This is a genomic window from Methylibium sp. Pch-M (assembly GCF_004136295.1).
GTDB lineage: Bacteria > Pseudomonadota > Gammaproteobacteria > Burkholderiales > Burkholderiaceae_C > Methylibium > Methylibium petroleiphilum.
Genome location: NZ_CP029606.1, coordinates 3,404,256 through 3,427,693, shown reverse-complemented (window position 1 = coordinate 3,427,693; position 23,438 = coordinate 3,404,256). Strand labels below are relative to the sequence as shown.

Here is a 23,438-nt window from a genome sequence, read left to right as displayed (position 1 = left end):
CGCAGGCCCCAGTGCCCGGATCAGGCCAACGAACGCCCTACCTCACCATGACCCGCTCCGATCTCGTGGCCCTGCTGGGTGAGCGTTTCAGCCAGCTGACGCACCGCGACACCGAGTTCGCGGTCAAGACCATCCTCGACGCGATGAGCGATGCGCTCGCGCGCGGCCACCGCATCGAGATCCGCGGCTTCGGCAGCTTCTCGATCAATCGCCGTCCGCCGCGCATGGGGCGCAATCCGCGCTCGGGCGAGCAGGTGGTGATCCCGGAGAAGCTGGTCCCGCACTTCAAGCCCGGCAAGGCCCTCCGGGAAGCGGTCGATGCACACACCGCCGCACTCGAGGCCGAGGCTCACCAGACACCGCGCGACGAACCCGCGACCTGAGCACGACGAGGCACCCGCTTCAGTCCCGTTGCCGTCGCTAGAATCGTCGGCGATGCGTGCTCTCAACTGGCTCCTGCGAGCCGCCATCTTCTTTGCGCTGTTCGCGTTCGCGCTGAACAACCAGCACGACGCCGCGCTCAAGTGGTTCTTCGGCCATGAATGGCGCGCTCCGATGGTGTTCATCGTGCTCGGCGCCTTCGGCCTCGGCTGCGCGCTGGGCATCGTCGCGATGCTGCCGAGCTGGTGGAAGCACCGTCGTGTCGCCCAGCAGCAACTGCCGCCCACCGAGACCGCGACGACGATGCTCGATGCCGATGCCGCGCGCAGCACCGAGCCTTCCTTCCCCGAACACCCGCCCCGCGATGGACTTTGATCCGCTGACCACGCTGCCGCTGGCCCTGCTCGGTCTGATGGTGGCCTTCGCGCTCGGCTGGCTGGCTTCGCGCTTCGACGTCCGCCAGTGGAAGCGCGAGCAGCAGGAATCGCCGAAGGCGTACTACAAGGGCCTGAACCTGCTGCTCAACGAACAGCAGGACAAGGCGATCGACGCCTTCATCGAGGCGGTGCAGCACGACCCAGGCACCTCGGACCTGCATTTCGCGCTCGGCAACCTGTTCCGCCGACGAGGCGAGTACGAGCGTGCGGTACGGGTCCATCAGCACCTGCTCGGTCGCGGCGACCTGCCCGCCACCGAACGCGAGCGTGCCCAGCACGCGCTGGCGCAGGACTACGTGAAGGCCGGTCTGTTCGACCGCGCCGAGGCGGCCTTCCGTGCACTCGAGGGCACGGCGTTTGCCACCGATGCGCGCCTCGAGCTGTTGACGCTGCACGAGCGCTCGCGCGACTGGCATGCCGCCATCGAGACGGCTCGCAAGCTGGAGGCGGCGGGCGCCGGATCCTTTGCCAACCGCATGGCGCACTACGGCTGCGAGATCGCGCTGGAAGCGGACGCACGCCGCCGCCCCGATGAAGCCGAGGAAGCCCTGCGCAAGGCGCGCGAGGCGGCGCCGCAGGCGCCGCGACCGCGGGTCATCGCCGGGCAGCGCCTTGCGCGCACCGGCCAGCATCGCGAAGCGCTCTCGGCATGGGACGAACTTCTCGCCACGCAGCCGGGCGCCTTTGCGCTGATCGCATCGGACTACGCCAACAGCGCGCTGGCCTGCGATGACGCGGCCGACGCCCGCGGACGGCTGGAAGCCGTTTACGAGCGTGTTCCGAGCCTCGACGTCGTGACGGCGCTGCAACAGCTCGAACCGGATCCGGCCGCGCGCCACGAACGACTGCGCCGCCACCTGCAGGCACACCCGACGCTGTCGGCCGCATCGGCCTTGCTGAAGGAGCAGCAAGCTCAAGGACTGGCCCCAACGTCGACCGATGCCGAGCAGTTGCAGCAGATCACGGCCACCGCCGCCCGGCCGATCCGGCGCTTCCGCTGCGCAGCCTGTGGTTTCGAGGCGCAGCACTACTTCTGGCAATGCCCCGGTTGCCACAGCTGGGACAGCTATCCGCCCACGCGGTTGGAGGACCAGTGAAGAAACCGGTGCCCGACAAGACCACGCTCGGCCGTGCATGCGTGCTGGTGGTCGGCGACGTGATGCTGGATCGCTACTGGTTCGGTGCCGTGGAGCGGATTTCACCGGAGGCGCCAGTGCCGGTGGTGCGCGTCACGCGTGAAGAGGAACGCCTCGGCGGGGCCGCCAACGTGGCCCTCAACGTCAAGTCACTCGGTGCCCGCGTGACCCTGCTGACCGTGGTCGGTGACGACGAACCGGCGCGCACGCTCAAGCGCCTGCTCGAGCGCGACGGCATCGATACCTTGCTGGGCAGCGACCCGCAGCTCTACACCATCGTCAAGCTGCGGGTGATCGGCCGCTCGCAACAGCTGATCCGCATCGATTTCGAGAACCAGCCCGACCACGAGGTGCTGGCCGAGATGCTGCAGGCTTACGAAGCCACGCTCGCCCAGCAGGACGCGGTGCTGTTCTCCGACTACGGCAAGGGCGGGCTCGAGCACATCCCGCGCATGATCGAGCTGGCACGCCGCGCCGGCAAGCCGGTGCTCGTCGACCCCAAGGGCAGCGACTACCGCCGCTACGCGGGCGCCAGTGTGATCACACCGAACCGTGCCGAACTCGCGCAGGTCGTCGGCGCCTGGAGCAGTGAGGCGCAGTTGCGTGAGCGCGCCCAGGCGCTGCGCGTCGAGCTGGGTCTGGAGGCCCTGCTGCTGACCCGCAGCGAAGACGGCATGACCCTGTTCGACGCACAAGGCGATACCAGCGTGCCGGCCCAGGCCCGCGAAGTGTTCGACGTGACCGGCGCCGGTGACACCGTGATCGCGACGATGGCTGCCATGATCGCCTGCGGCCTGAGTCCGCGCGAGGCGATGCCACTGGCCAACCGGGCCGGCAGCATCGTGGTCGGCAAGTTCGGCACCGCGAGCGTCAGCTACGACGAGTTGTTCGAGTAGACCGCAGCGCTCGCTCACGGCGCGCCGTTGTCTGCTCCCGGCGACGTAACACCCCTCCGGCCGCCCTCCTGGGAAGGATGGGCAGGCTGCCAAGCGGCTTCTAGAGTGATCTGGCGGGTCTCGAACAAGGCTCGCCATCGCAACCACTCTGGAGGAGATTCGACATGCTGAAGAAGATGCTGAGCGCGCTACTCGCGTTCTGGTTCATGGCTGCTGTCGCCGCGGTCGATGTCAACAAGGCCGACCAGGCGACGCTCGAAGGCGTCAAGGGCATCGGCCCTGGCCTGTCGACGCGACTGCTCGACGAGCGCAAGAAGAGTCCGTACAAGGATTGGGACGACCTGATCGGTCGCGTCAAGGGCGTCGGCGAAGGCAATGCGCAGCGCTTCTCCGACGCCGGGCTCACCGTGAACGGCGCGAGCTACGGCGCCGCGACGAAGCCCACCAAGATGGCGGCTCCCACCTCGTCCTCCAAGGCGTCGGCTGCCGGCAAATAGACCCGGGGCGCGGTCGAGCCACTGGCTCACGCGCCCCAGCCGAAGAACCGCAGCACGTCTTCGCGACGTGCCAGCGTGTCGGCCTCGCCGAGCGCGATCAACTCTCGCGTGTACGGAGCCTCGAACAACAGATAGCTCGCCAGCGCGGCGCCCCGCGCGCTGTCGGGCGCCACGTCACTGACCCCCACGGCCCGCAGCATCGCGCGCACCGGCGTCGGCAGCGCGTGAAGGTGTCGCGCCGCGATGTCGTCGAGCCGTTGGCTCGGTGCGATGACCAGCAGTTCAATGGGCTTGAGCTGCGTCTGTGCCATGGCCTGCGGGCCAAGCAGCGAGAGCGTGTGGTTGATGCGCTGCAGCCGCTCGATGTCCACCGCCAAGGCATCGAGGAAGATGTTCGACAGCGCGTGGCCGGCGATCTGCGCGAGGCTGGGGTAGCCGTTCGCCGGTGGGCGTTCGCCCGCCGGCTCGTGCAGTCGGCCGGCGCCGACGACAAGAATGCGCTCGGCGCCGAGATGCACCGCCGGCGAGATCGGCGCGGCCTGCCGCATCGAACCATCGCCGAAGTACTCTTCGCGGCCGTGCCGATCCAGCGAGACCGCCGGAAAGATGAACGGTATGGCCGAAGACGCCATCAGGTGCGGAATGCCGAGCGTCGCGCGCGCCGCCACGCGCTGGGAGCGTGTCCAGGCCGGCAGGTCCTGCGGCGCGTCGTAGAAGGTCACATGGTCGCCCGCGGTGTAGCTGGACGCACTGATCGCGAGGGCGCGCAGGTGTCCGGTATCGATCAGTTCCGGGATTCGATCCAGCGGCAGCAGTTGCGCGAGCAGGTCCGCAAGCGGCTCGTTGTCGAGCAGGGAGCGCGGCCGCGCCCGCCGCCAGCGCGCGAGCGCCCAGCCGGCGGTGAACAAGGTGAGCCAGCGCGCGCCGGTGCGGATCACGCCGAAGGCATCGGCCCGATAGACCTGCCCGGCCTCGAAATTCCGCCACACGCGCAACAGCAAGCGCACAGCCCGATCGAAATCGTCGGCACCGCAGGCCAACGCCGCCGCGTTGATGGCGCCGGCCGAGGTGCCAGCGATGACGGGAAAAGGGTTGTCGTGAGCGCGCACGCCGGCATCGCGGCGCAGCCGGCTCAGGGCCGACAGCACGCCGACCTGATAGGCAGCGCGTGCGCCGCCGCCTGTCAGCACCAAGCCTGTGGTCTTGCTCACGCGGCGAGCATAGCCGCGGGCCAGGCAGTGACTAAGGGCGGAACTGAAGGTGAGAAGTCGCCGTTATCGTGCCGCCAGACGCGCCGAGGCGGCGTCCGGCGTCAATTCAGTCACGGCCGTGCTTGCCCGGACCGTGGCCCTTGCCGCGGTGGTCGTGATCGTCGCGGCCGCGACGCCGGTCGTCGCGGCCACCGCGCGAGTCGTGCCGGTGCTCCTCGCGGTAGTGCGGCGCATAGACGTTCTGGTACCAGCCGTCCTGCACGAAGTAGACCGGCTGACCGCAGGCTGCATAGCGAGCGCAATGCTTGCCCCAGTTCTTGGCGTGGCCCGGCGGCACCCGCAGATAGATCGGCCGCTGCACCACCGCATAGGGAGCCGGCGCGATGACCACCGGCTGGGGATAGATCACCTGCGGCTGCGGGTAGTTGCCGATGTCGATGCGGCCGTAGAAGCCGGGCTGACCGATGCTGACCGAGACCCCGACATCGGCGGCCAGCGCCGGGGCGATGGCCGTGACCGCCAGCGTGGCGGCGAGAAGCATGCGTTTCATCCAACGATCCTCTTGTAGTTGAGCCCTTGTTCAACGCCTCGCGAAGCGATCCGCTGACACGGGCCTCAGTGTGCTGCGGCGGCCCCGGTGCCAGCACAAGCACGGTGTTGCAACGGTGTAAAGAAATGCACCGTCATTCGTACACCACCGCGGCCTGGCCGTGGGTGCTGGCCTTCCAGCGCGCCAGGGCCGTGTCGGTCGGGAAGAAGCGGCCATCGTCGCCGAGGTCGATCTCACCCTGCACCGCCTCGCGGTGCAGCACCACGCGCACCGGCAAGCCCTGGACCAGGTCGCCCTGTTCCGTGCGCAGGGTGCGGGGGGGGAACTCGCGCAGCAGTTCGTCGATCGGTGGCGTGACGCCGTTCACGGCCACGCGCAGGTAACGGCCGAAGCGGCAGCGCGCCGCCGCCAGGTCCCATACCTGCTGCACGTTGAGGCGCACGCCGCCCGAGAAGCGGTCGGGCTGCACCTTGCCCTGCACGACGATGAACTCGTCCTCGACCAGTTGCTCGCGGTGCGCATTGAGCAGGTCTTCGTTGGCCACGGCCTCGATGGCCTCGCTCTTGTCGTCGAGCTTGAAGATCGCGACCCGGCCGCGCTGGCCATTGACGACCCGCAGCTCGGTGACGATGCCGGCCAGCAGCTGCGGTTCGCGGCTGTCGAGCAGGTCGGCGATGCGGCGCCGCGCGAACTGCCGCACCTCGGTCTCGCACTCGTCGAACAGATGGCCCGAGAGGTAGAAACCCAGGGCCACCTTCTCCTGCGTCAGCCGCTCCTTGATGCTCCAGGGTGGCGTGACCACGAGATCGGGCTCGTTGGTCGAGGCGGCATGCGAGTCGCCGAAGTCGAACAGGCCGCCCTGATCGGCATTCGCAGCCTGTGTGTCGGCGTACTCGAAGGCGAGCGGCACGCTGGCCATCAACACCGCCCGGTCGGCCTCGAGCGCATCGAAGGCGCCGCCCTTGATCAGCGCCTCGACCACCCGCTTGTTGACGCGGCTGCGGTCCACCCGCGCGGCGAAGTCGAACAGGCTCTTGTACGGTCCGCCTTCGCGACGCGCCTCGACGATCGCCTCGATCGCGCCCTGCCCGGTGCCCTTGATGGCCCCGAGCCCGTAGCGCACGCGGCCGCGCTCCTTGCCCTGCGGCGCCACCGGCTCGAAGCGGTAGCCGCCGGCATTGACGTCGGGCGCCTCGAACACCACGCCCAGTGCCACCGCATCGTCGTGGAAGATCTTGAGCTTGTCGGTGTCGTCGAGCGCGACGCTCATGTTGGCCGCGGTGAACTCGGCCAGGTAGTGCACCTTGGCCCAGGCCGTGTGGTAGGCCAGCAGCGCATAGGCCGCGGCATGCGACTTGTTGAAGCCGTAGCCGGCGAACTTCTCCATCAGGTCGAAGATCTCGTTCGCGAGACCCGCGCCGATGCCGTTCTTCGCCGCACCTTCCGCGAAGATGACGCGGTGCTTGGCCATCTCCTCGGCCTTCTTCTTGCCCATCGCGCGGCGCAGCAGGTCGGCACCGCCGAGCGAGTAGCCGCCCAGGCGTTGCGCGACCTGCATCACCTGCTCCTGGTAGACCATGATCCCGTAGGTCTCCTCGAGCACCTCGCGCATCAGCGGATGGGGATAGTCCACCTCCTCCTTGCCGTGCTTGCGGGCGCAGAAGCTCGGGATCAGGTCCATCGGGCCCGGACGGTACAGCGCCACCAGCGCGATGATGTCCTCGAACACGCTGGGTCGCGCCTCGCGCAACATGCCCTGCATGCCGCGGCTTTCCAGCTGGAACACCGCGACCGTCTTGCCCTCGCTCAGCAGCTGGTAGGTCTTGCGGTCGTCGAGCGCGATGTTCTCGAAGGCGAAGTCCGCGCGGTCGGCGTGGCGCGCGCGGATGAAGTCCTTGGCCAGTTCCAGGATGGTCAGCGTGGCGAGGCCGAGGAAGTCGAACTTCACGAGACCGATCGCCTCGACATCGTCCTTGTCGTACTGGCTCACCGCCGAATCGCTGCCCGGCTGCTGGTAGAGCGGGCAGAAGTCGGTGATCTTGCCGGGAGCGATCAGCACGCCGCCGGCGTGCATGCCGATGTTGCGCACCGTGCCCTCGACGCGCTCGGCCAGTGCCAGCAGTTCGGCGACCTCCTCCTCCTTCTGCTCGCGCTGCTCGATCTCCGGCGCTTCCTTGCGGGCGTAGATCAGGCCCGGGTCGGGTCTGTCGCCCGGGCGCTTCAGCGTCACCGTCTTGCCCGGTGGCGCCGGCACCAGCTTGGCGATGCCGTCGACGTGGCCATAGCCCATGCCCAGCACGCGGCCCACATCGCGCAGTGCGGCCTTGGCCGCCATCGTGCCGAAGGTGGCGATCTGGCTCACTGCGTCGCGGCCGTACTTCTGCTTCACATAGTCGATCACGCGATCGCGGTTGCCCTGGCAGAAGTCGATGTCGAAGTCGGGCATCGACACGCGATCCGGGTTCAGGAATCGCTCGAACAGCAGGTTGTAGGCGAGCGGATCGAGGTCGGTGATCTTCAGTGCATAAGCCACCAGCGAGCCGGCGCCCGAGCCCCGCCCCGGCCCGACCGGACAGCCGTTGCCCTTGGCCCAGTTGATGAAGTCGGCCACGATCAGGAAATAGCCCGGGAAGCCCATCTTCAGGATCGTCTCGATCTCGAAGTCCAGCCGCTCGACGTAGCGTGCGCGATGACGCTCGCGCTCGCCCTCGTTCGGGTAGAGCTGCACGAGCCGCTCGTTCAGCCCGGCGTGCGAGGCGTGGCGAAAGTAGTCGTCCGGCGCCATGCGCCGTCCGTCGACGATCGGTGTCGGAAAATCGGGCAGCTGCGGCTTGCCGAGCGTCAGCGTCAGATGACAGCGGCGCGCGATCGCCACGGTGTTGGCGATCGCCGAGGGAATGTCGGCAAACAGCTCGACCATCTGCGCGGCGGTCTTGAAATGCTGCTCACGCGTGAAGCGCTTGACGCGGCGAGGATTGGTGAGCGTCTCGCCTTCGGCGATGCAGACGCGGGCCTCGTGGGCCTCGAAATCATCGGCACTCAGGAACTGCACAGGATGCGTCGCCACCACCGGCAGGCCCAGCTTCGCGGCGAGCGGTACCACTGCCCTCACCTGGGCCTCGTTGCCGGCTTGCCCGGCACGCTGCAATTCGAGATAGAAGCGCCCAGGGAACAGCGCAGCGAGCCGCAGCGCCTGCGCCTCGGCCCGCGCCGTGTCACCGGCCAGCAGCGCCAGCCCGACCGCGCCCAAGTCCGCGCCGGACAGCGCGATCAGACCATCGCCATGCCTCGCCAACTGAGGCCATGCCACGCAGGCCTGATGGCGCTGCAGATTCTCGGTCCACGCGTGCGAGATCAGCTCGCAGAGGTTGAGGTAGCCCGTGCGGTTCTGCACCAGCAGCAGCAAGCGGCTCGGCTGCTTCTCGTCGCCCTCCGCCTCGAGCCACAGATCCGCACCGATCAGCGGCTGCACGCCCTTGCCGCGCGCCGCGCCATAGAACTTGATCGCACCGAACAGGTTCGACAGATCGGTGATCGCCAGCGCGGGTTGCCCGTCGGCCGCCGCCGCAGCCACCATGTCGTCCACACGCAGCATCCCGTCGACGACGGAGTACTCGGTGTGGGTACGGAGGTGAACGAAGCTCGGGGACGAAGTCATGCAAGGATTCTAGGGAAGCGCCCCACCGCATCGACGCTCGGATCCGCTCGATTCCCGTCGATCGCCCCATGACACCCGGGCCCGCACGCTGCCTGCACAAGTTGTCCACCGCAGCGGTGCACAAACCTGTGGAAAACCACGGCCGATGCGCTGCAAGGCCCGGCCGATGCGCCGCCACCGGCCACTGCCTCGAATCGGGCAGGACCGGAGCCCGGGAAGGCTCAGGCCCTCTTTCGGGCAACGACCTTGCGCGGTGCTGGCTTCTTCGTCGCGGGCTTCCGGGTGGCGGCCGCCTTCCCCGTGGACTTCGGCGCTGCTGCGGGCGTCACCGACGCTTCGCTCACACGCGGACGCCCGGTCTTCAGGGTCGGCACAGCCAGCAGCGCCGAGACGAAGCGCGTGTCGGCCAGTTCGGTCAGCAACTTGATGCCGGCACGCAGCAGCTCGCTCTTCTTCGCGGCCTGGCCCAGCTTGGCGGCGCGCTGCTTCAGGTCGGCCAGCGCGGCGTACTCGCCCTTGGGGATCGTGAAGCCGTCACGGACCAGCTTCTCGCGCTTCTTCGGCGCGTCGGCGCGGGCCGGAGCAGCGGCGGCCTTGGCGCGCTTGCCCGGCGCCGGTGCGGCCTTGATCGGCTTCGCGGCGACCGATTTGCGCCCGACGGCCGCCGTGGACTTGGATTTCGTGACCATGGAATTCCTTTGATTAATAAACAGTATTTTCAGTTTATACCGTTTACATCTCAACGGCAAAGCGCGCCTCCCCAGCCCGTTCTCCGCTCTCTGCTACAGCCAGTGCAGCAGCTTGAGGATCAACGGCATCAGCAGCGCCGTCGCGATGCCATTCAGGCCCATGGCGAGCGCCGAGAAGGCCCCTGCAGTCTCGTTGACCTGCAGGGCGCGCGCCGTGCCGACCGCGTGCGCAGTGATGCCGACGGCGAAGCCGCGCACGGCGGGGTCGTCGATGCGCGACAGGTTCAGCAGACCCCGTGCGACGATCGCACCGCCCACGCCGGTGACCGCCACGCCGACCGCGGCAAGCGACGGCAGGCCGCCGATGCGCTCGGCCACCGCCATCGCGATCGGCATCGTGGCTGAACGCGGCGCCAGCGACAGCACCGTCTCAGGGGAGCCGCCGAGCGCCCACGCGATGCCCATCCCGGAGAGGATCGCCGTCACCGAGCCGACCACCAGGGCGACCGAGATCGGCAGCCACATCCGCTTCAGGCGCTCCCACTGGCTGTATAGCGGCACGGCCAGTGCGACCGTCGCCGGGCCGATCAGGAAATGCACGAACTTCGCGCCCTCGAAGTAGGTCGGATAGGGCGTGTCCGTGAGCAGCAGCACCGCGATGATCGCGATGGTCGCCGTCATCACCGGGATGAGGAACGGCGTGGCACCGCAGCGCCGATACAGCCAGGTCGCGCCGAAATACGCCAGCAAGGTCACCGTGAGCCACAGCAGCGGCGAACTGGCCAGGAAGACCCAGACCTCGAACAGGCTGTGCTTCATTGGTCGGACGCCTTGGCCTTGGTGATGCGCAGCATCCAGCGCAGAGTGAAGGCGGTGACCACCAGCGTGATCGCGGCGCCGCCCACACCCGCCGCGAGGAACGGCAACCATTCCTGGGAAACGCGGCCGAAATGCATCATCACGCCCGTGACCGCGGGGATGAACAGCAGCATCAGGTGCTGCAGCAGGCCGCTGGTGGTGTCGCGCAAGGCCTCCGGCACCCGGCCGTAGGCAATCAATGCGGCCAGCAGCAGCAGCATGCCGACCAGCGGCCCCGGCACCGACAGGCCGAGCCACTGCACCAGCACCTCGCCGATCAGTTGCAGGATGAACAAGGCAGCGATCGCGTGCAGCATCGGGCACTCCGTTGAATGTGGCCGACAGAGGGCTCGCCACAGCGCCAAGAGAAAAGCCCGCAAGCGCGACCGCTTGCGGGCTTCTGTCTGGTGGGCGGTGCAGGGTTCGAACCTGCGACCCCTGCCGTGTGAAGGCAGTGCTCTACCGCTGAGCTAACCGCCCGAATAATCGGGTTCACGGGGTAACACGAGAAGCCAGCATTATGCCATGGCGCGCCACAGCGTCTTGCCGCCGGAAACCTTGTCGAGTTCTGCGAGCACGGCCTCGTGCGCTTGACGCTCGTCGTCGCTGGGCTCGATGACGGGCAGCGCGAACTGCCGCAGGTCGATGTCCGCGACGGCGATCGCCCCGCCTGACGCTGCGCCGGCATCGATGACCAACGAGTTCTGGCCTCGCGTCATGCGGATGTACACCTCCGCGAGCAGCCCTGCGTCGAGCAGCGCACCATGCAGGGTGCGGCTGGCGTTGTCGACCTCGAGGCGCTTGCACAGCGCGTCGAGCGAGTTGGACTTGCCAGGGAACATCTCGCGCGCCATCGTCAGGCTGTCGGTCACCGCGCCCACCTGTTCGGCGAAGCGAGGCCGCAGCAGGCGCTTCAGTTCCGCGTCGAGGAAGCCGACGTCGAAGGCCGCATTGTGGATGATGATCTCGGCACCGGCCAGGTACTCCATCAGTTCATCGGCAACGGCCGCGAACTTGGGCTTGTCCGCCAGGAACTCGTCGGTCAGACCGTGGATCTTCACGGCATCCTCGTGATTGCGACGCTCGGGGTTCAGATAGAAGTGCCGGTTGTTGCCTGTCAGGCGGCGGCTGAGCATCTCCACGCAACCGATCTCGATGATGCGGTCGCCGTTCTCCGGGCTCAGGCCGGTGGTTTCGGTATCGAGGAAGATCTGGCGGCTCATGGTGAGTGCAGTGATTCTGGCTTCGGCATCACATCGCTGCACGCCATGAGCCTAAGCCGAAATCACTGACCGGCGTGCCGCCGGTCAGTGATTCTCCTTGGCGTGGTTGATCGAGTAGCGCGGAATCTCCACCACCAGGTCCTGCTGCGCCAGGATGGCCTGGCAACTGAGGCGGGAGTTCGGCTCCAGGCCCCAGGCACGGTCCAGCAGATCTTCCTCGTTCTCGTCCATCTCGTTCAGCGACGCGAAGCCCTCGCGCACGACGACGTGGCAGGTGGTGCAGGCACAGCTCATCTCGCAGGCATGCTCGACCTCGATGTCGTGCTCCAGCAGCGCCTCGCAGATCGAGCTACCGGGTGCCGCCTCGATGCTCGCACCCTGGGGACAGTATTCGGGGTGCGGCAGGATCTTGATGATGGGCATGGCAATCTCGAACGGGATCAGACTTCTTCGACACGCCGGCCGGCCAGGGCCTGCCGGATGCCGCGGTTCATGCGCTCGGCCGCGAAAGCCTCGGTGCCATCGGCCAGCGCCTTGACGGCCGCGTCGATGGCTGCCGCGTCGTCGCCGAGCGCCTGCTGTTCGGCCGCACGCATCAGCGCCTCGATGCCGGCGCGCTCGCCGTCGGCGAGCAGGTCGCCATCGGCCGCCAGGGCGGCGCGGGTGGCCAGCACCATGCGCTCGGTCTCCACGCGGGCCTCGCGCAGAGCGCGATCGCGCATGTCACCCTCTGCGGTGGTGAAGCCCTCCTGCAGCATGCGCGCGATCTGCTCGTCGGCCAGGCCATAGCTCGGCTTGACCGTCACCGCCGCTTCGACGCCGGAGGTCTGCTCGCGCGCGGTGACGCTCAACAGCCCGTCGGCGTCGACCTGGAAGCTCACGCGGATGCGCGCGGCCCCGGCCACCATCGGCGGGATGCCGCGCAGCTCGAAGCGTGCGAGCGAGCGGCAATGTTCGACCTGCTCGCGCTCGCCCTGCAACACGTGGATGGCCATCGCGGTCTGGCCGTCCTTGAAGGTGGTGAAGTCCTGCGCTCGCGCCGTGGGAATGCTGCTGTTGCGCGGGATGATGCGCTCGACCAGCCCGCCCATCGTCTCGAGACCCAGCGACAGCGGCGTCACGTCGAGCAGCAGCAGGTCGTTGCCGGAGGCATTGCCCGCCAGCTGGTGCGCCTGGACCGCGGCGCCCAGTGCCACCACTTCGTCGGGGTTCAGGTCGGTCAGCGGCGAGCGGCCGAGGTAGAGCGTGACGGCCTCGCGGATCTGCGGCATGCGGGTCGAGCCGCCGACCAGCACCACACCCTTGACCTCGTCCCTGCTCACCTTGGCGTCGCGCAGCACCTTGCGCACCGCGGCCAGCGTGCGGTCGGTGAGCGGCTTGGTGAGCGCTTCGAACTGCACGCGCGTGACCACGAGGTCCAGCGTACCGGCACGGAGCACGACCTGCATGCGCGCCTCGGCCGCGGACGACAAGGCTTCCTTGACGGCTCGTGCCGCGACCAGCACCGCCCGCTTGTCCTGCGCCGTCTCGGCCGCGAGTCCGGCTCCGGCCAGCGCCCAGTCGGCCAGCGCGTGATCGTAGTCGTCACCCCCCAGTGCGGAGTCGCCGCCAGTCGCGACGACTTCGAACACGCCTTCGCTCAGGCGCAGCAGCGAGATGTCGAAGGTACCGCCGCCCAGGTCGTAGACCGCGTACAGGCCTTCGCTGCCGTTCTCCAGACCGTAGGCGATCGCCGCCGCGGTGGGCTCGTTGATCAGGCGCAGCACGTTCAGGCCGGCCAGCTGCGCCGCGTCTTTGGTGGCCTGGCGCTGCGCGTCGTCGAAATAGGCCGGCACCGTGATCACCGCACCGAACAGCTCGTCGTCGAAGCTGTCCTCGGCGCGGAAGCGCAGTGTCGCCAGCAGTTCGGCCGACACCTCGACCGGCGTCTTCACGCCATCGCGGGTGGCCACGCTCACCATGCCCGGCCGGTCGACGAAGCGGTACGGCAGCTTCTCGCGGTCGTCGATGTCGACCAGCGCTCGGCCCATGAAGCGCTTGACCGAGACAATGGTGTTCTCAGGGTCCTCAGCCTGCGCCGCCAGCGCATCGAAGCCGATCGCGCGGCGACCGCCCTCGAGGTAGCGCACCGCCGAAGGCAGGATCACGCGGCTTTTGTCGTCGGGCAGGCATTCGGCAACACCGGAGCGCACCGCGGCCACCAGCGAATGCGTGGTGCCGAGGTCGATGCCGACCGCGATGCGCCGCTGGTGCGGGTCCGGCGACTGGCCGGGTTCGGAGATCTGCAGCAGAGCCATGCGTCTATTGTCCCAGCGCTTCCAGGCGCCGATCGAGATCGTGCGCAAAGCGCTCGACGAACATGAGGGCTCTGACCTGCTGCGCTGCGGCAGCCCAGTCGCGGCGCTCATCGAGCGTGGACTCCAGTTCGGCCAGGGCCGCGCGGCGGAACGCCATCACTTCGTCGTTGAGCGCCTCCACGGCCGCGGCGTCGCGCGCGTCGTCGAGCGCCTCGCGCCAGGCCATCTGGTGCATCAGGAAGCTCGTGGGCATCGCCGTGTTGTTCTCGGCATCGACCTTGGCGCCCTGCAACTCGCACAGGTAGGCCGCGCGCTTGAGCGGGTCCTTCAGCCGCGCATAGGCCTCGTTCACGCGCACGGCCCACTGCATCGCGACGCGCTGCGCCGCCGCGCCCTCGGTCGCGAATCGGTCAGGGTGCACCTCGGCCTGCAGCGCCTTCCAGCGTGCATCGATCTGCACACGATCCTGGGCACAGCGCCTCGGCAGGCCGAAGAGTTCGAAATCGTCGCTGTCGAGCTTCATTGTCCTCGGGGGATCAAAAAAAGGGCGCGGCCGTGCCGCGCCCTTTCATGCATCGTCGGCTTCAGATCCGGAACGACTCACCGCAACCACAGCGGTCGCGTTCGTTCGGGTTGTTGAACTTGAAGCCCTCGTTCAGGCCTTCGCGCACGAAGTCGAGCTGCGTGCCTTCGATGTACGGCAGGCTCTTCGGGTCGACCAGCACCTTCACGCCCTGGTCCTCGAAGATCACGTCCTCGGGTGCCGCCTCGTCGGCGTACTCGAGCTTGTAGGCCAGGCCGGAGCAGCCGGTGGTCTTGACGCCCAGGCGCACACCGACGCCCTTGCCGCGCTTGCCCAGGTAGCGCGTCACGTGGCGTGCCGCAGCAGGAGTCAGGGTGACGGCCATCGTGGTCAGTGCGTTGTGGTCGCAGCGGCAGGCTGCACGTTGCCATGCTTGGCCTTGTAGTCGCTCACGGCCGCCTTGATCGCGTCCTCGGCCAGGATCGAGCAGTGGATCTTCACCGGCGGGAGCGCCAGCTCCTCGGCGATCTGGGTGTTCTTGATCGTCAGCGCCTCGTCGAGCGACTTGCCCTTGACCCATTCGGTGACCAGCGAGCTCGACGCGATCGCCGAACCGCAGCCATAGGTCTTGAACTTAGCGTCCTCGATCAGCCCGGTCGCCGGGTTGACCTTGATCTGCAGCTTCATCACGTCGCCGCAGGCCGGGGCACCGACCATGCCGGTGCCGACCGTGTCGTCACCCTTCTCGAAGGAGCCGACGTTGCGGGGATTCTCGTAGTGCTCAACGACTTTTTCGCTATAGGCCATGCTGCTGCTCCTGAAACTCGGTCGAACGGGGTGCCGGGGCGAGGCTCAGTGCGCCGCCCACTGGATGGTGCTGATATCGACGCCGTCCTGGTACATCTCCCACAGCGGCGACAGTTCGCGCAGCTTGGCGACGTTGTGGCGGATGGTGCCGATGGCATAGTCGATCTCTTCCTCGGTCGTGAACCGGCCGATGGTCATGCGCAGGCTGGAATGCGCCAGCTCGTCGCTGCGGCCCAGCGCGCGCAGCACGTAGCTCGGCTCCAGGCTGGCCGAGGTGCAGGCCGAACCCGACGACACCGCGAGGCCCTTGATGCCCATGATCAGCGACTCGCCCTCGACGAAGTTGAAGCTCATGTTCACGTTGTGCGGCACGCGCCGCTCGGCATGGCCGTTGAGGAAGGTCTGCTCGATGTCGGCCAGGCCGTCGATCAGACGCTTCTGGAGCATGCGGATGCGCTCGCTCTCGGTACCCATCTCCTCGCGCGCGATGCGGAAGGCCTCGCCCATGCCAACGATCTGGTGCGTGGGCAAAGTACCCGAGCGCATGCCGCGCTCGTGGCCGCCACCGTGCATCTGCGCTTCCAGCCGCACACGCGGCTTGCGGCGCACGTACAGCGCGCCAATGCCCTTGGGACCGTAGGTCTTGTGCGAAGCCAGGCTCATCAGGTCGACCGGCAGCGTGGCCAGGTCGATTGCCACCTTGCCGGTCGCCTGGGCCGCATCGACGTGGAACACGATGCCGCGCTCGCGGCACAGCGCACCGATCGCCGGGATGTCCTGGATGACACCGATCTCGTTGTTGACGAACATCACCGAGACGAGGATCGTGTCGGGCCGGATCGTGGCCTTGAGCAGGTCGAGGTCGATCAGACCGTCTTCCTGAACCTCCAGGTAGCTCACCTCGAAACCCTGGCGCTCGAGCTCGCGCATGGTGTCGAGCACGGCCTTGTGCTCGGTCCGGACCGTGATCAGGTGCTTGCCGCGCGTCTTGTAGAACTGCGCCGCGCCCTTGAGTGCGAGGTTGTTCGACTCGGTCGCCCCGGAGGTCCAGACGATCTCGCGCGGGTCAGCACCGATCAGCGCGGCCACTTCACCGCGCGCCTTCTCGACCGCCTCTTCGGCCTCCCATCCCCATGCGTGGCTGCGCGAGGCCGGATTGCCGAAGTGCTCACGCAGCCAGGGAATCATCGCGTCGACGACGCGGGGGTCGACCGGCGTCGTGGCGCCGTAGTCCATGTAGATCGGGAAGTGCGGGGTCATGTCCATGGCGGGCGGCTCCCTGGCATCAGGGCGTGGCTGGCGGGAGCGGAAGGCGTTTGATTACTTGCTGAAGGAGCTGCCGAGCGCGAACACAGAGTTCGGCGCGGTGATCTTGATCGGCTTGACGACCGGCTGCGACGAGATCGCCCGCTTGACCGGCGCCTCCTCGATCGACACGCCCTTGGCAAGCTGGTCGTCGACCAGCTTGCGCAGCGAGATCGAGTCCAGGAACTCGATCATCTTGGTGTTCAGGCTGGCCCACAGGTCGTGCGTCATGCAGCGGCCCGAGTCCTCGCCCATGCAGTTTTCCTTGCCGCCGCAGCCGGTGGCGTCGATCGGCTCGTCGACCGCGACGATGATGTCGGCGACCGTGATCTCCTCGGCCTTGCGGCCCAGCGAATAGCCACCGCCCGGGCCACGGGTCGACTCGACCAGCTCATGACGGCGCAGCTTGCCGAACAGCTGTTCCAGGTAGGACAGCGAGATCTGCTGGCGCGAACTGATCGCGGCAAGCGCAACCGGGCCGCTGTGCTCGCGCAGGGCCAGGTCGATCATGGCGGTGACGGCAAAGCGGCCTTTGGTGGTGAGACGCATACTGAACTCCTTGAGGCGCGTGGCTGGCGGACCGGGTGTCCGGGGGACGCTTCACTGCGAGCCATCGGGACTTAATCCCGACTGAATAGCTCAATTATAGGTGAAGCCGACTTATTTGGTCGGACACGCCCCCGTAAGTTCCCCTACTCGCGACCCGGAGTTCGAGCCAGATGCTCGATCAGCCCGTCGCAGGCTGCCTCCACCAGGTCCAGCACGTGGTCGAACCCGGCCGCACCACCATAATAGGGGTCAGGTACAACTTCACTGCCCGCCGCGCGGCCGAATTCCATCAGCCGCCGGAGCTTGCGCTGGGCCTGCGGTGGGCAGCGCTCCTGCAGCAGCGCCAGATTGTCCCAATCCATCGCCAGCAGCAGGTCGAAGCGCGCGAAATCGTCGTCATGCACCGCACGGGCCCGTTGCGCCGAAAGATCGTAGCCGCGCCGCGCGGCGTGCGCCTGGCTGCGCTCGTCGGGTGGCTCGCCCACATGGTAGGCATGGGTGCCCGCCGAATCGACGAGCACCCGCTCGGCCATCCCGGCCGCGGCCAGCCTCGCGCGGAGCACGCCTTCGGCCGTGGGGCTGCGGCAGATGTTCCCCATGCAGACCATGAGGACACGGATCGGTGGCGGGGTATCGGGCACGGGTCTCTCCATCGCGAGCCGCGATTCTCGACGAAGCCTCCGCGGGCACGCCATGCGCACCCCCACACCGAAGCAAACCGGCGCCGTCGACCGGCCCGCCTGCCGCGCTGCGAATCCTCAGCGGCCGAGCGCCTTCGCGGAGACGCCGCCGATGCCCCAGTTCTCCTTGGGCACGTCGTGGATCCACACGCGCACGTTCTCCTTCGGCGCCCCCACCGCCTCCATCATGGCCTGGGTGACCTTCTCGATCACGGCGCGCTTCTGCTCTTCGGTGCGACCTTCGATGAGGTAGATCTGTGCGAACGGCATGAGCTTCTCCTGTGTCCTGTGGTCGGTCGCCGCGCTCAGGCGGCGGCCTTGTGCGCCGCGGCGGCGCGCTCTCGTGCCAGCGTCATCGCGGTGTCCTCGATCATGTCCTCCTGGCCGCCCACCATGCCGCGGCGACCCAGTTCGACCAGGATCTCACGAGCCGGCACGCCGTATTTCTTCTCGGCGCGCTTGGCGAACAGCAGGAAGGACGAGTACACGCCGGCATAGCCCAGCGTCAGCGAATCGCGGTCGACACGGATGATGTGATCCATGATCGGCACCACCAGATCCTCGGCCACATCCTGGATCCTGAACACGTCCACGCCGGTCGCGATGCCCATGCGGTCGCACACGGCGATGAACACCTCCATCGGCGTGTTGCCCGCGCCGGCGCCCAGTCCGGCGGCCGCCGCGTCGATGCGGTTCGCACCGGCGGCCACCGCGGCGACCGAGTTGGCCACCCCCATCGCCAGGTTGTGGTGGCCGTGGAAACCGAGTTCGGTTTCGGGCTTGAGGGCATCGCGCACCGCGCGCAGCCGTACCGTCACGTCGTCGGGCAGCATGTAGCCGGCCGAGTCGGTGACGTAGATGCAGTTCGCCCCGTAGCCCTCCATCAGCAGCGCCTGGCTCACCAGCTTCTCGGGGCTGGCCATGTGGGCCATCATCAGGAAACCCACAGTGTCCATGTCGAGCGCGCGCGCCTTCGAGATGTGCTGCTCGGACACGTCGGCCTCGGTGCAGTGGGTGGCCACGCGCACGGTGTGCACGCCCAGGTCCTTGGCCATCAGCAGGTGGTCGACGGTGCCGATGCCGGGCAGCAGCAGCGCCGACACCTTGGCCTGCTTCATCAGCGGGATCACGGCGCCGAGGTATTCCTCGTCGCTGTGGGCCGGGAAGCCGTAGTTCACCGACGAGCCGCCCAGGCCATCGCCGTGGGTCACCTCGATCAGCGGCACGCCGGCAGCGTCCAGTCCGCTGGCGATGCTCTTCATCTGGTCCAGCGTCATCAGGTGACGCTTGGGGTGCATGCCGTCGCGCAACGTCATGTCGTGGACGGTGATCTTCTTGCCTTGCAGGTTCATCATGGCGTTCTCCTTCGTCCGGGTCAGGCCGGCACGGCTTCGAGCTTGAGCGTGCCGGCGATCAGTTCTTCGGCGAACATCTCGGCGGTGCGCGCGGCGGCGGCGGTCATGATGTCGAGGTTGCCGGCGTACTTGGGCAGGTAGTCGCCCAGGCCCTCCACCTCCATGAAGACCGAGACGCGCTTGCCGTCGAACACCGGGCCGTTGACCAGCTTGTAGCCCGGCACGTACTTCTGCACCTCGCGGATCATCTGGTGGATCGACGCAGTGATCCGGTCGCGGTCGGGCTCGTCCACCGTCAGGCAGTGCACGGTATCGCGCATGATCAGCGGCGGCTCGGCCGGGTTGATGATGATGATGGCCTTGCCCTTCTTCGCACCGCCGACCTTCTCGACCGCGCCGGCCGTGGTGCGGGTGAACTCGTCGATGTTCTTGCGAGTGCCGGGGCCGACCGAGCGGCTGGAGACCGTGGCGACGATCTCGCCGTAGGCCACCGCCTGCACCTGCGACACCGCCGCCACCATCGGGATCGTGGCCTGCCCGCCGCAGGTGACCATGTTGACGTTCATCTCGCGCCGCCCGAGGTGCTGCTTCAGGTTCACCGGAGGCACGCAGAACGGGCCGATGGCCGCGGGCGTGAGGTCGATCATCATCACGCCCAGCGCGTTGAGCTTGCGTGAGTTCTCGGCGTGCACGTAGGCGCTGGTGGCGTCGAAGGCGATCTGCACGCCGTCGGCCTTCACATGCGGCAGCAGGCCATCCACGCCCTCGGCGGTGGTCTTGATGCCCATCTCGCGTGCGCGCTTCAAGCCATCGGACTCGGGGTCGATGCCGACCATCCACACGGGCTCGAGCACCGGGCTGCGCTGGAGCTTGGCCAGCAGGTCCGTACCGATGTTGCCCGGCCCGATCAGGGCGCACTTGATCTTCTTCATGTAAAAAACTCCGGGAGTGAACAGATTCAGGGGCCGGCGACCCGCGCCGCCGGCCACGAGCTCGTCAGTCCCCGCCCCGCAGGTTCTGCACCTGGAACAGGCTGGGCGGGTTGAGCTTGGGATCGACCTGGCCCTTGAACTGGCCGGTGGTGCAGTGCTTGGCCTGCACGTCCACCATCGAGAACGAGTCGTCGATCGCGATGCCGGTGCCCTTGTTGACCGGCAGGTGGTGGTCGGGGTGCGACTTGCCGATCGTGAAGGTCTTCCACAGCTCGCCCTTGCGGTCGTAGATCAGCGTGCGGTTGATGTTGTAGACCTGGGCATCGACGTGGAAGACGCGCTTGCTGATCGGGTGCGCCGGGTTCACCGGTGCGGCCTCCAGCACATAGACCTTGCGCAGCTGCCAGGTGATCTTCGGGAAGCAGCCGCCCTGCCCGCCGAAGTCCACGAACTTGTAGCCGCTCGGGTCCTTGAACTCGTCGGTCAGCTGCAGCTCGTTGTGGTTGTAGTAGGGCATCAGGATGTTCTTCGTGCCCTTGAACGTCCACTTCATGTCCGAGATGCGGCCGTTGTAGCCCTCGAAGTCCTCGATCATCAGGTCCGCGCCGAGGAAGGCGTCCGTCGTCTGTCCGGTGGCGAGCCGGCGCACGCGGCGCTGGAAGCCCAGGTAGAGGTAGGCGTCGTCGAACTTCAGGTCGTTCTCGTAGCGCTGGATCAGGAGCTGCGTGTTCTTCAGGTCCTGCGGCTCGAGCACCGTGAGGTAGATGCCGCGGAACAGCTCCGAGGGGTTGGGCGTCACCTCGGGCACCGGGGCATGCTGCACGCGGTGCTTGAAGTTCAGGAAGTGGAAGTTGAACTTCAGCGTGCGCTCGACCTGGCCGGTCGTCATGTTGCGGTACTTCCAGTAGAACGGGTAGATCGCCGCGTTGTCGCCCCAGTTGACGCCGTACTTGTAGTTCCAGGCGATCTTCTCGCCTGCGCGCGGGTCATCGACCTTGGGCTCCTCCGGGAAGGGCCGCCCGGCCACGAAGCCGGTGATCTCGCCGCTCTGGGCGCCCAGCTTGGTCGTGTTCAGGTTCTTCTTCGTCGCCTCGACGTAGAACTTGTCCATCGTGAACTGCGTGGTCGGGCCGACCTTGATCTCGTCCCAGCCGTTCTTGACGATCTGGTAGAGGCCGGGGTCCAGCGCGTCCTTGAACTGCTCGACGTTGGCCTTGTTGATGACGAGGCCGGGCGCCATGCCGGGGAAGCTCGGGAAGCCGCCCTGGTAGGGGTTGAACGAGGCCTCGACGTCGGCCTCGGTGGCGGCGCCGGCGGGGACGCTGGCGAAGGCCAGGCCCGCGGTGAGCAAGGCCAGGCCGACTTGTTGAATCTTCGTTGTCATGGTTGTTGTCTCCTGCTTCAGAACTGATACCTTGCGGTGAGGAAGATCTCGTTCTCCTTCCAGGCCGAGCCGATGGGGCCGGCGCGGAAGCGCCCGAGGGGCTCGAGGCCGCCGAGGCCGCGCGAGTAGGCGCTCAGGGGGTCGGTGTCGCCGAAGGGGGCGGTGAAGGGCGGGAACGGGTTGCAAGAGCGGCAGTCGTCGAACTTCCAGCGGTCCTCGCCGTTGCGCAGCTTGAAGTTGCCCCCGAAGCTGATCTTGAACTTGTCCGTCACGATCCAGTCGACCTGCGGCGAGGTGACCAGCGCGCGGGCCTGCACGTCGTAGGCCGTGATCAGCTGCGGGCTGACGCGGTCGTTGACGAGGAAGGCCTTCATCAGCAGCGTGGCGATCACGTTGTTCTCCCAGTCGGGCATGCCCACCGGGCCGAACTGGCCGCGCTCGAACTCGTGGTCGAAGATGTGCTGGTAGAACAGCTGCGCGGAGAACAGCGTGGTGCGGTTGGGGTTGATGAAGGGCACGAAGGTGGGCCGGTCGAAGCCGACCACGGAGCGGAACACCTTGTTCTTCGAGTACAGCTGGGGCTTGAGGGTGTTGGCGAACTCCTCGCCGTTGGTGAAGGCCGCCTCGACCCGCACCGCCGCCTTGGCCGCCTGCCACTCGAAGTCCATCGAGCCGCCGATCAGGTTCACGCGCGGGAAGTGCATGTCGAAGGCGATCAGGTAGGGCCAGCCGCCCTGCGCGTCGGTGCGCGTCTCGCCGGTGAAGGAGTTGGTCGCGCCCTTGCCGCCGTGCAGCGAGGGCAGCTGCGAGCGGTAGGTCAAGGCGTTGAGCGAGAACGACAGGCCGTCCTGGCTCACGCCCTCGTACTTCAGCCCGAGCTGGGTGTTCTTGAGGCTCCAGTTGGGCAGCTTCACGTCGCGCAGGCCGATCTGGCCGGGGCCGAAGTCGGTGGAGAGCAGCACGCCGGGGCCGACGTTGGCGAAGTTGGCCACCGTGCCGCCGTTGTCCCACAGGTTCTTCATGCCGCGGAAGAAGCAGCCGGCGTCGAGGATGACGTTGGCGGTGCCGCACTGGCCGAGGTTGTTGGGGCGGAACTTGTCGAAGTTCCACACCAGCTGCAGGTTGCGGTCCTGCATGCTCTCGCTCGGGCCCATGCGGTACTCGGCCTGGGCGATCCACATGGGGATGCGGATGTCCTGGAGTTCGTCGTAGATGTTGTTGCGCGAGTAGTCGACCGGGTTGATCACGTCGAGCACGCGGAACAGGTCGGTGCGGCCCCACACCACCTGCTGCTTGCCGAGCTTGAGGAAGAGCTGCTTGCCGTCGGCCAGGCCGACGGTGTTGGTGACGAAGGCCTCGCGGATGACGTCCCAGCGTTCGTTGAACTCGGGCAGTTCGAGCTCGCTGCGCTTCTTGTCGCCGTAGCCGCCGAAGTCGGCGCAGCCGCGCCGGTCGGTGTCGCAGGGGCGCACGGGGGTGGCGAACTCCACCCCGCCGTTGAGCGAGTCGTGCCAGCGGTCGCCGAGCAGGCGCAGGCCTTCGTTGGGGTTGTAGTTGGGTGCGCCGGGGTTGGTGGCGTTGAAGCCGAAGACGTTGTTGACCAGCCCGAGGCCGTCGACCAGGCCCTTGTTGACGATGCCGCTGCCGTGCGGCACCGGGGGCGGTCCGCCCTGGGACTCGAGCAGCACGCCGCCGCCGGCCTTGCGGCCGTACTGGTCGTCGTTCATGCGGTAGACGCCGTCGAAGCTGCCGCGCAGGATGCTGCGGAACTTCCAGCCGCCTTCGAGCTTCTTGTCGGCCTCGACCTGCAGGGTGTTGCGGAACTTGGAGAGTCCGACGCGCTCGCCGGTCGCGTCCTTGCCCCGGAAGCGGGTGTCGTTCTCGTAGTAGACGTCGACCTTCCAGGGGTCGACCGGCGCGGCGGCGTCCTGCGCCTGGGCCAGGCCGCACACGGCCAGGCCGCCGGCCAGCGCCGCGCGCGCGAGGCGGCGCCGGGACGGGCGGCGGGGCTGGCCCGCGCGGGGGGTCGCGCCGGTTCGGCGCGCGGTCTCTTGTCTGTTCTTCATCGTT

At 67.6% G+C, this 23,438-nt stretch carries 25 protein-coding genes and 1 tRNA gene; 5 read left to right on the top strand and 21 right to left on the bottom strand.

Annotated features, from left to right (window positions below):
* Nucleotides 1-47: 47 nt before the first annotated feature.
* The 5 genes from C1M51_RS16530 (at nucleotide 48) to C1M51_RS16510 (ending at nucleotide 3,347) form a co-directional block, all read left to right on the top strand.
* Entirely contained in the window at nucleotides 48-383 is a 336-nt protein-coding gene (locus C1M51_RS16530; RefSeq protein ID WP_129451502.1) for an integration host factor subunit beta, read from the top strand.
* Between the two features lie 52 nt (nucleotides 384-435).
* Nucleotides 436-756: a lipopolysaccharide assembly protein LapA domain-containing protein gene (locus C1M51_RS16525; RefSeq protein WP_242499801.1), complete on the top strand. Its 321-nt coding sequence runs from the start codon at nucleotides 436-438 to the stop codon at nucleotides 754-756.
* A complete protein-coding gene (gene lapB / locus C1M51_RS16520; RefSeq protein WP_129451498.1) occupies nucleotides 746-1,915 on the top strand; it encodes a lipopolysaccharide assembly protein LapB in 1,170 nt (389 codons plus the stop codon). Before C1M51_RS16525 ends, lapB begins: the two co-directional genes overlap by 11 nt.
* Nucleotides 1,912-2,850, top strand: coding sequence for a D-glycero-beta-D-manno-heptose-7-phosphate kinase (rfaE1, locus tag C1M51_RS16515; RefSeq protein WP_129451497.1), 939 nt, complete (start codon nucleotides 1,912-1,914; stop codon nucleotides 2,848-2,850). The genes lapB and rfaE1 overlap by 4 nt, the downstream gene beginning before the upstream one ends.
* 164 nt (nucleotides 2,851-3,014) lie before the next feature.
* Complete coding sequence (locus tag C1M51_RS16510) at nucleotides 3,015-3,347, top strand: helix-hairpin-helix domain-containing protein (RefSeq protein ID WP_129451495.1); 333 nt, start codon at nucleotides 3,015-3,017, stop codon at nucleotides 3,345-3,347.
* A gap of 26 nt (nucleotides 3,348-3,373) precedes the next feature.
* Here the strand turns inward: C1M51_RS16510 and C1M51_RS16505 are convergent, their stop codons facing one another.
* From C1M51_RS16505 to C1M51_RS16405, 21 genes are all read right to left on the bottom strand, one after another.
* Nucleotides 3,374-4,558 carry a patatin-like phospholipase family protein gene (locus tag C1M51_RS16505; RefSeq protein ID WP_129451493.1) on the bottom strand — a complete coding sequence of 395 codons (1,185 nt, stop codon included), beginning with the start codon at nucleotides 4,556-4,558 and terminating at the stop codon, nucleotides 3,374-3,376.
* A gap of 106 nt (nucleotides 4,559-4,664) precedes the next feature.
* Complete coding sequence (locus C1M51_RS16500) at nucleotides 4,665-5,108, bottom strand: hypothetical protein (protein ID WP_129451491.1); 444 nt, start codon at nucleotides 5,106-5,108, stop codon at nucleotides 4,665-4,667.
* 133 nt (nucleotides 5,109-5,241) lie between these two features.
* The gene (dnaE, locus tag C1M51_RS16495; RefSeq protein ID WP_129451489.1) at nucleotides 5,242-8,766 is read right to left on the bottom strand and encodes a DNA polymerase III subunit alpha; all 3,525 of its coding nucleotides are present in this window, start codon (nucleotides 8,764-8,766) and stop codon (nucleotides 5,242-5,244) included.
* Between the two features lie 221 nt (nucleotides 8,767-8,987).
* Nucleotides 8,988-9,455: a hypothetical protein gene (locus tag C1M51_RS16490; RefSeq protein ID WP_129451487.1), complete on the bottom strand. Its 468-nt coding sequence runs from the start codon at nucleotides 9,453-9,455 to the stop codon at nucleotides 8,988-8,990.
* 93 nt (nucleotides 9,456-9,548) lie between these two features.
* A complete protein-coding gene (locus C1M51_RS16485; protein WP_129451485.1) occupies nucleotides 9,549-10,274 on the bottom strand; it encodes an LrgB family protein in 726 nt (241 codons plus the stop codon).
* Complete coding sequence (locus C1M51_RS16480; protein WP_129451483.1) at nucleotides 10,271-10,630, bottom strand: CidA/LrgA family protein; 360 nt, start codon at nucleotides 10,628-10,630, stop codon at nucleotides 10,271-10,273. The genes C1M51_RS16485 and C1M51_RS16480 overlap by 4 nt, the downstream gene beginning before the upstream one ends.
* Before the next feature lie 88 nt (nucleotides 10,631-10,718).
* Nucleotides 10,719-10,793, bottom strand: a tRNA-Val gene (locus tag C1M51_RS16475).
* Between the two features lie 38 nt (nucleotides 10,794-10,831).
* Nucleotides 10,832-11,536 (bottom strand): DNA polymerase III subunit epsilon, encoded by a 705-nt coding sequence (gene dnaQ, locus C1M51_RS16470; RefSeq protein ID WP_129451481.1) that lies wholly within the window; start codon nucleotides 11,534-11,536, stop codon nucleotides 10,832-10,834.
* Nucleotides 11,537-11,620: 84 nt separating this feature from the next.
* Nucleotides 11,621-11,959 (bottom strand): ISC system 2Fe-2S type ferredoxin, encoded by a 339-nt coding sequence (gene fdx / locus C1M51_RS16465; protein WP_011829850.1) that lies wholly within the window; start codon nucleotides 11,957-11,959, stop codon nucleotides 11,621-11,623.
* Between the two features lie 17 nt (nucleotides 11,960-11,976).
* Nucleotides 11,977-13,833, bottom strand: coding sequence for a Fe-S protein assembly chaperone HscA (gene hscA / locus C1M51_RS16460; protein WP_129451480.1), 1,857 nt, complete (start codon nucleotides 13,831-13,833; stop codon nucleotides 11,977-11,979).
* Between the two features lie 4 nt (nucleotides 13,834-13,837).
* The gene (gene hscB / locus C1M51_RS16455; RefSeq protein ID WP_129451478.1) at nucleotides 13,838-14,356 is read right to left on the bottom strand and encodes a Fe-S protein assembly co-chaperone HscB; all 519 of its coding nucleotides are present in this window, start codon (nucleotides 14,354-14,356) and stop codon (nucleotides 13,838-13,840) included.
* A gap of 61 nt (nucleotides 14,357-14,417) precedes the next feature.
* Complete coding sequence (gene iscA, locus C1M51_RS16450; RefSeq protein ID WP_011829853.1) at nucleotides 14,418-14,741, bottom strand: iron-sulfur cluster assembly protein IscA; 324 nt, start codon at nucleotides 14,739-14,741, stop codon at nucleotides 14,418-14,420.
* A gap of 5 nt (nucleotides 14,742-14,746) precedes the next feature.
* Complete coding sequence (gene iscU, locus C1M51_RS16445; RefSeq protein ID WP_129451477.1) at nucleotides 14,747-15,163, bottom strand: Fe-S cluster assembly scaffold IscU; 417 nt, start codon at nucleotides 15,161-15,163, stop codon at nucleotides 14,747-14,749.
* Nucleotides 15,164-15,208: 45 nt separating this feature from the next.
* Nucleotides 15,209-16,429 (bottom strand): IscS subfamily cysteine desulfurase, encoded by a 1,221-nt coding sequence (locus C1M51_RS16440; protein WP_129451475.1) that lies wholly within the window; start codon nucleotides 16,427-16,429, stop codon nucleotides 15,209-15,211.
* A gap of 54 nt (nucleotides 16,430-16,483) precedes the next feature.
* Complete coding sequence (gene iscR / locus C1M51_RS16435; protein ID WP_011829856.1) at nucleotides 16,484-17,017, bottom strand: Fe-S cluster assembly transcriptional regulator IscR; 534 nt, start codon at nucleotides 17,015-17,017, stop codon at nucleotides 16,484-16,486.
* Nucleotides 17,018-17,160: 143 nt separating this feature from the next.
* A complete protein-coding gene (locus C1M51_RS16430) occupies nucleotides 17,161-17,670 on the bottom strand; it encodes a low molecular weight protein-tyrosine-phosphatase (RefSeq protein WP_129451473.1) in 510 nt (169 codons plus the stop codon).
* Between the two features lie 105 nt (nucleotides 17,671-17,775).
* Nucleotides 17,776-17,967, bottom strand: a complete 192-nt coding sequence (locus C1M51_RS16425; RefSeq protein WP_011829858.1) for a 2-hydroxymuconate tautomerase — start codon at nucleotides 17,965-17,967, stop codon at nucleotides 17,776-17,778.
* A 35-nt stretch (nucleotides 17,968-18,002) separates the two neighbouring features.
* Nucleotides 18,003-19,049 (bottom strand): 4-hydroxy-2-oxovalerate aldolase, encoded by a 1,047-nt coding sequence (dmpG, locus tag C1M51_RS16420; RefSeq protein WP_036236461.1) that lies wholly within the window; start codon nucleotides 19,047-19,049, stop codon nucleotides 18,003-18,005.
* A 23-nt stretch (nucleotides 19,050-19,072) separates the two neighbouring features.
* Entirely contained in the window at nucleotides 19,073-19,984 is a 912-nt protein-coding gene (locus C1M51_RS16415) for an acetaldehyde dehydrogenase (acetylating) (RefSeq protein ID WP_036236457.1), read from the bottom strand.
* Nucleotides 19,985-20,048: 64 nt separating this feature from the next.
* Entirely contained in the window at nucleotides 20,049-21,368 is a 1,320-nt protein-coding gene (locus C1M51_RS16410) for a DUF1329 domain-containing protein (RefSeq protein ID WP_207207764.1), read from the bottom strand.
* A gap of 17 nt (nucleotides 21,369-21,385) precedes the next feature.
* Nucleotides 21,386-23,434, bottom strand: coding sequence for a DUF1302 family protein (locus tag C1M51_RS16405; RefSeq protein ID WP_129448716.1), 2,049 nt, complete (start codon nucleotides 23,432-23,434; stop codon nucleotides 21,386-21,388).
* Nucleotides 23,435-23,438: the final 4 nt, after the last annotated feature.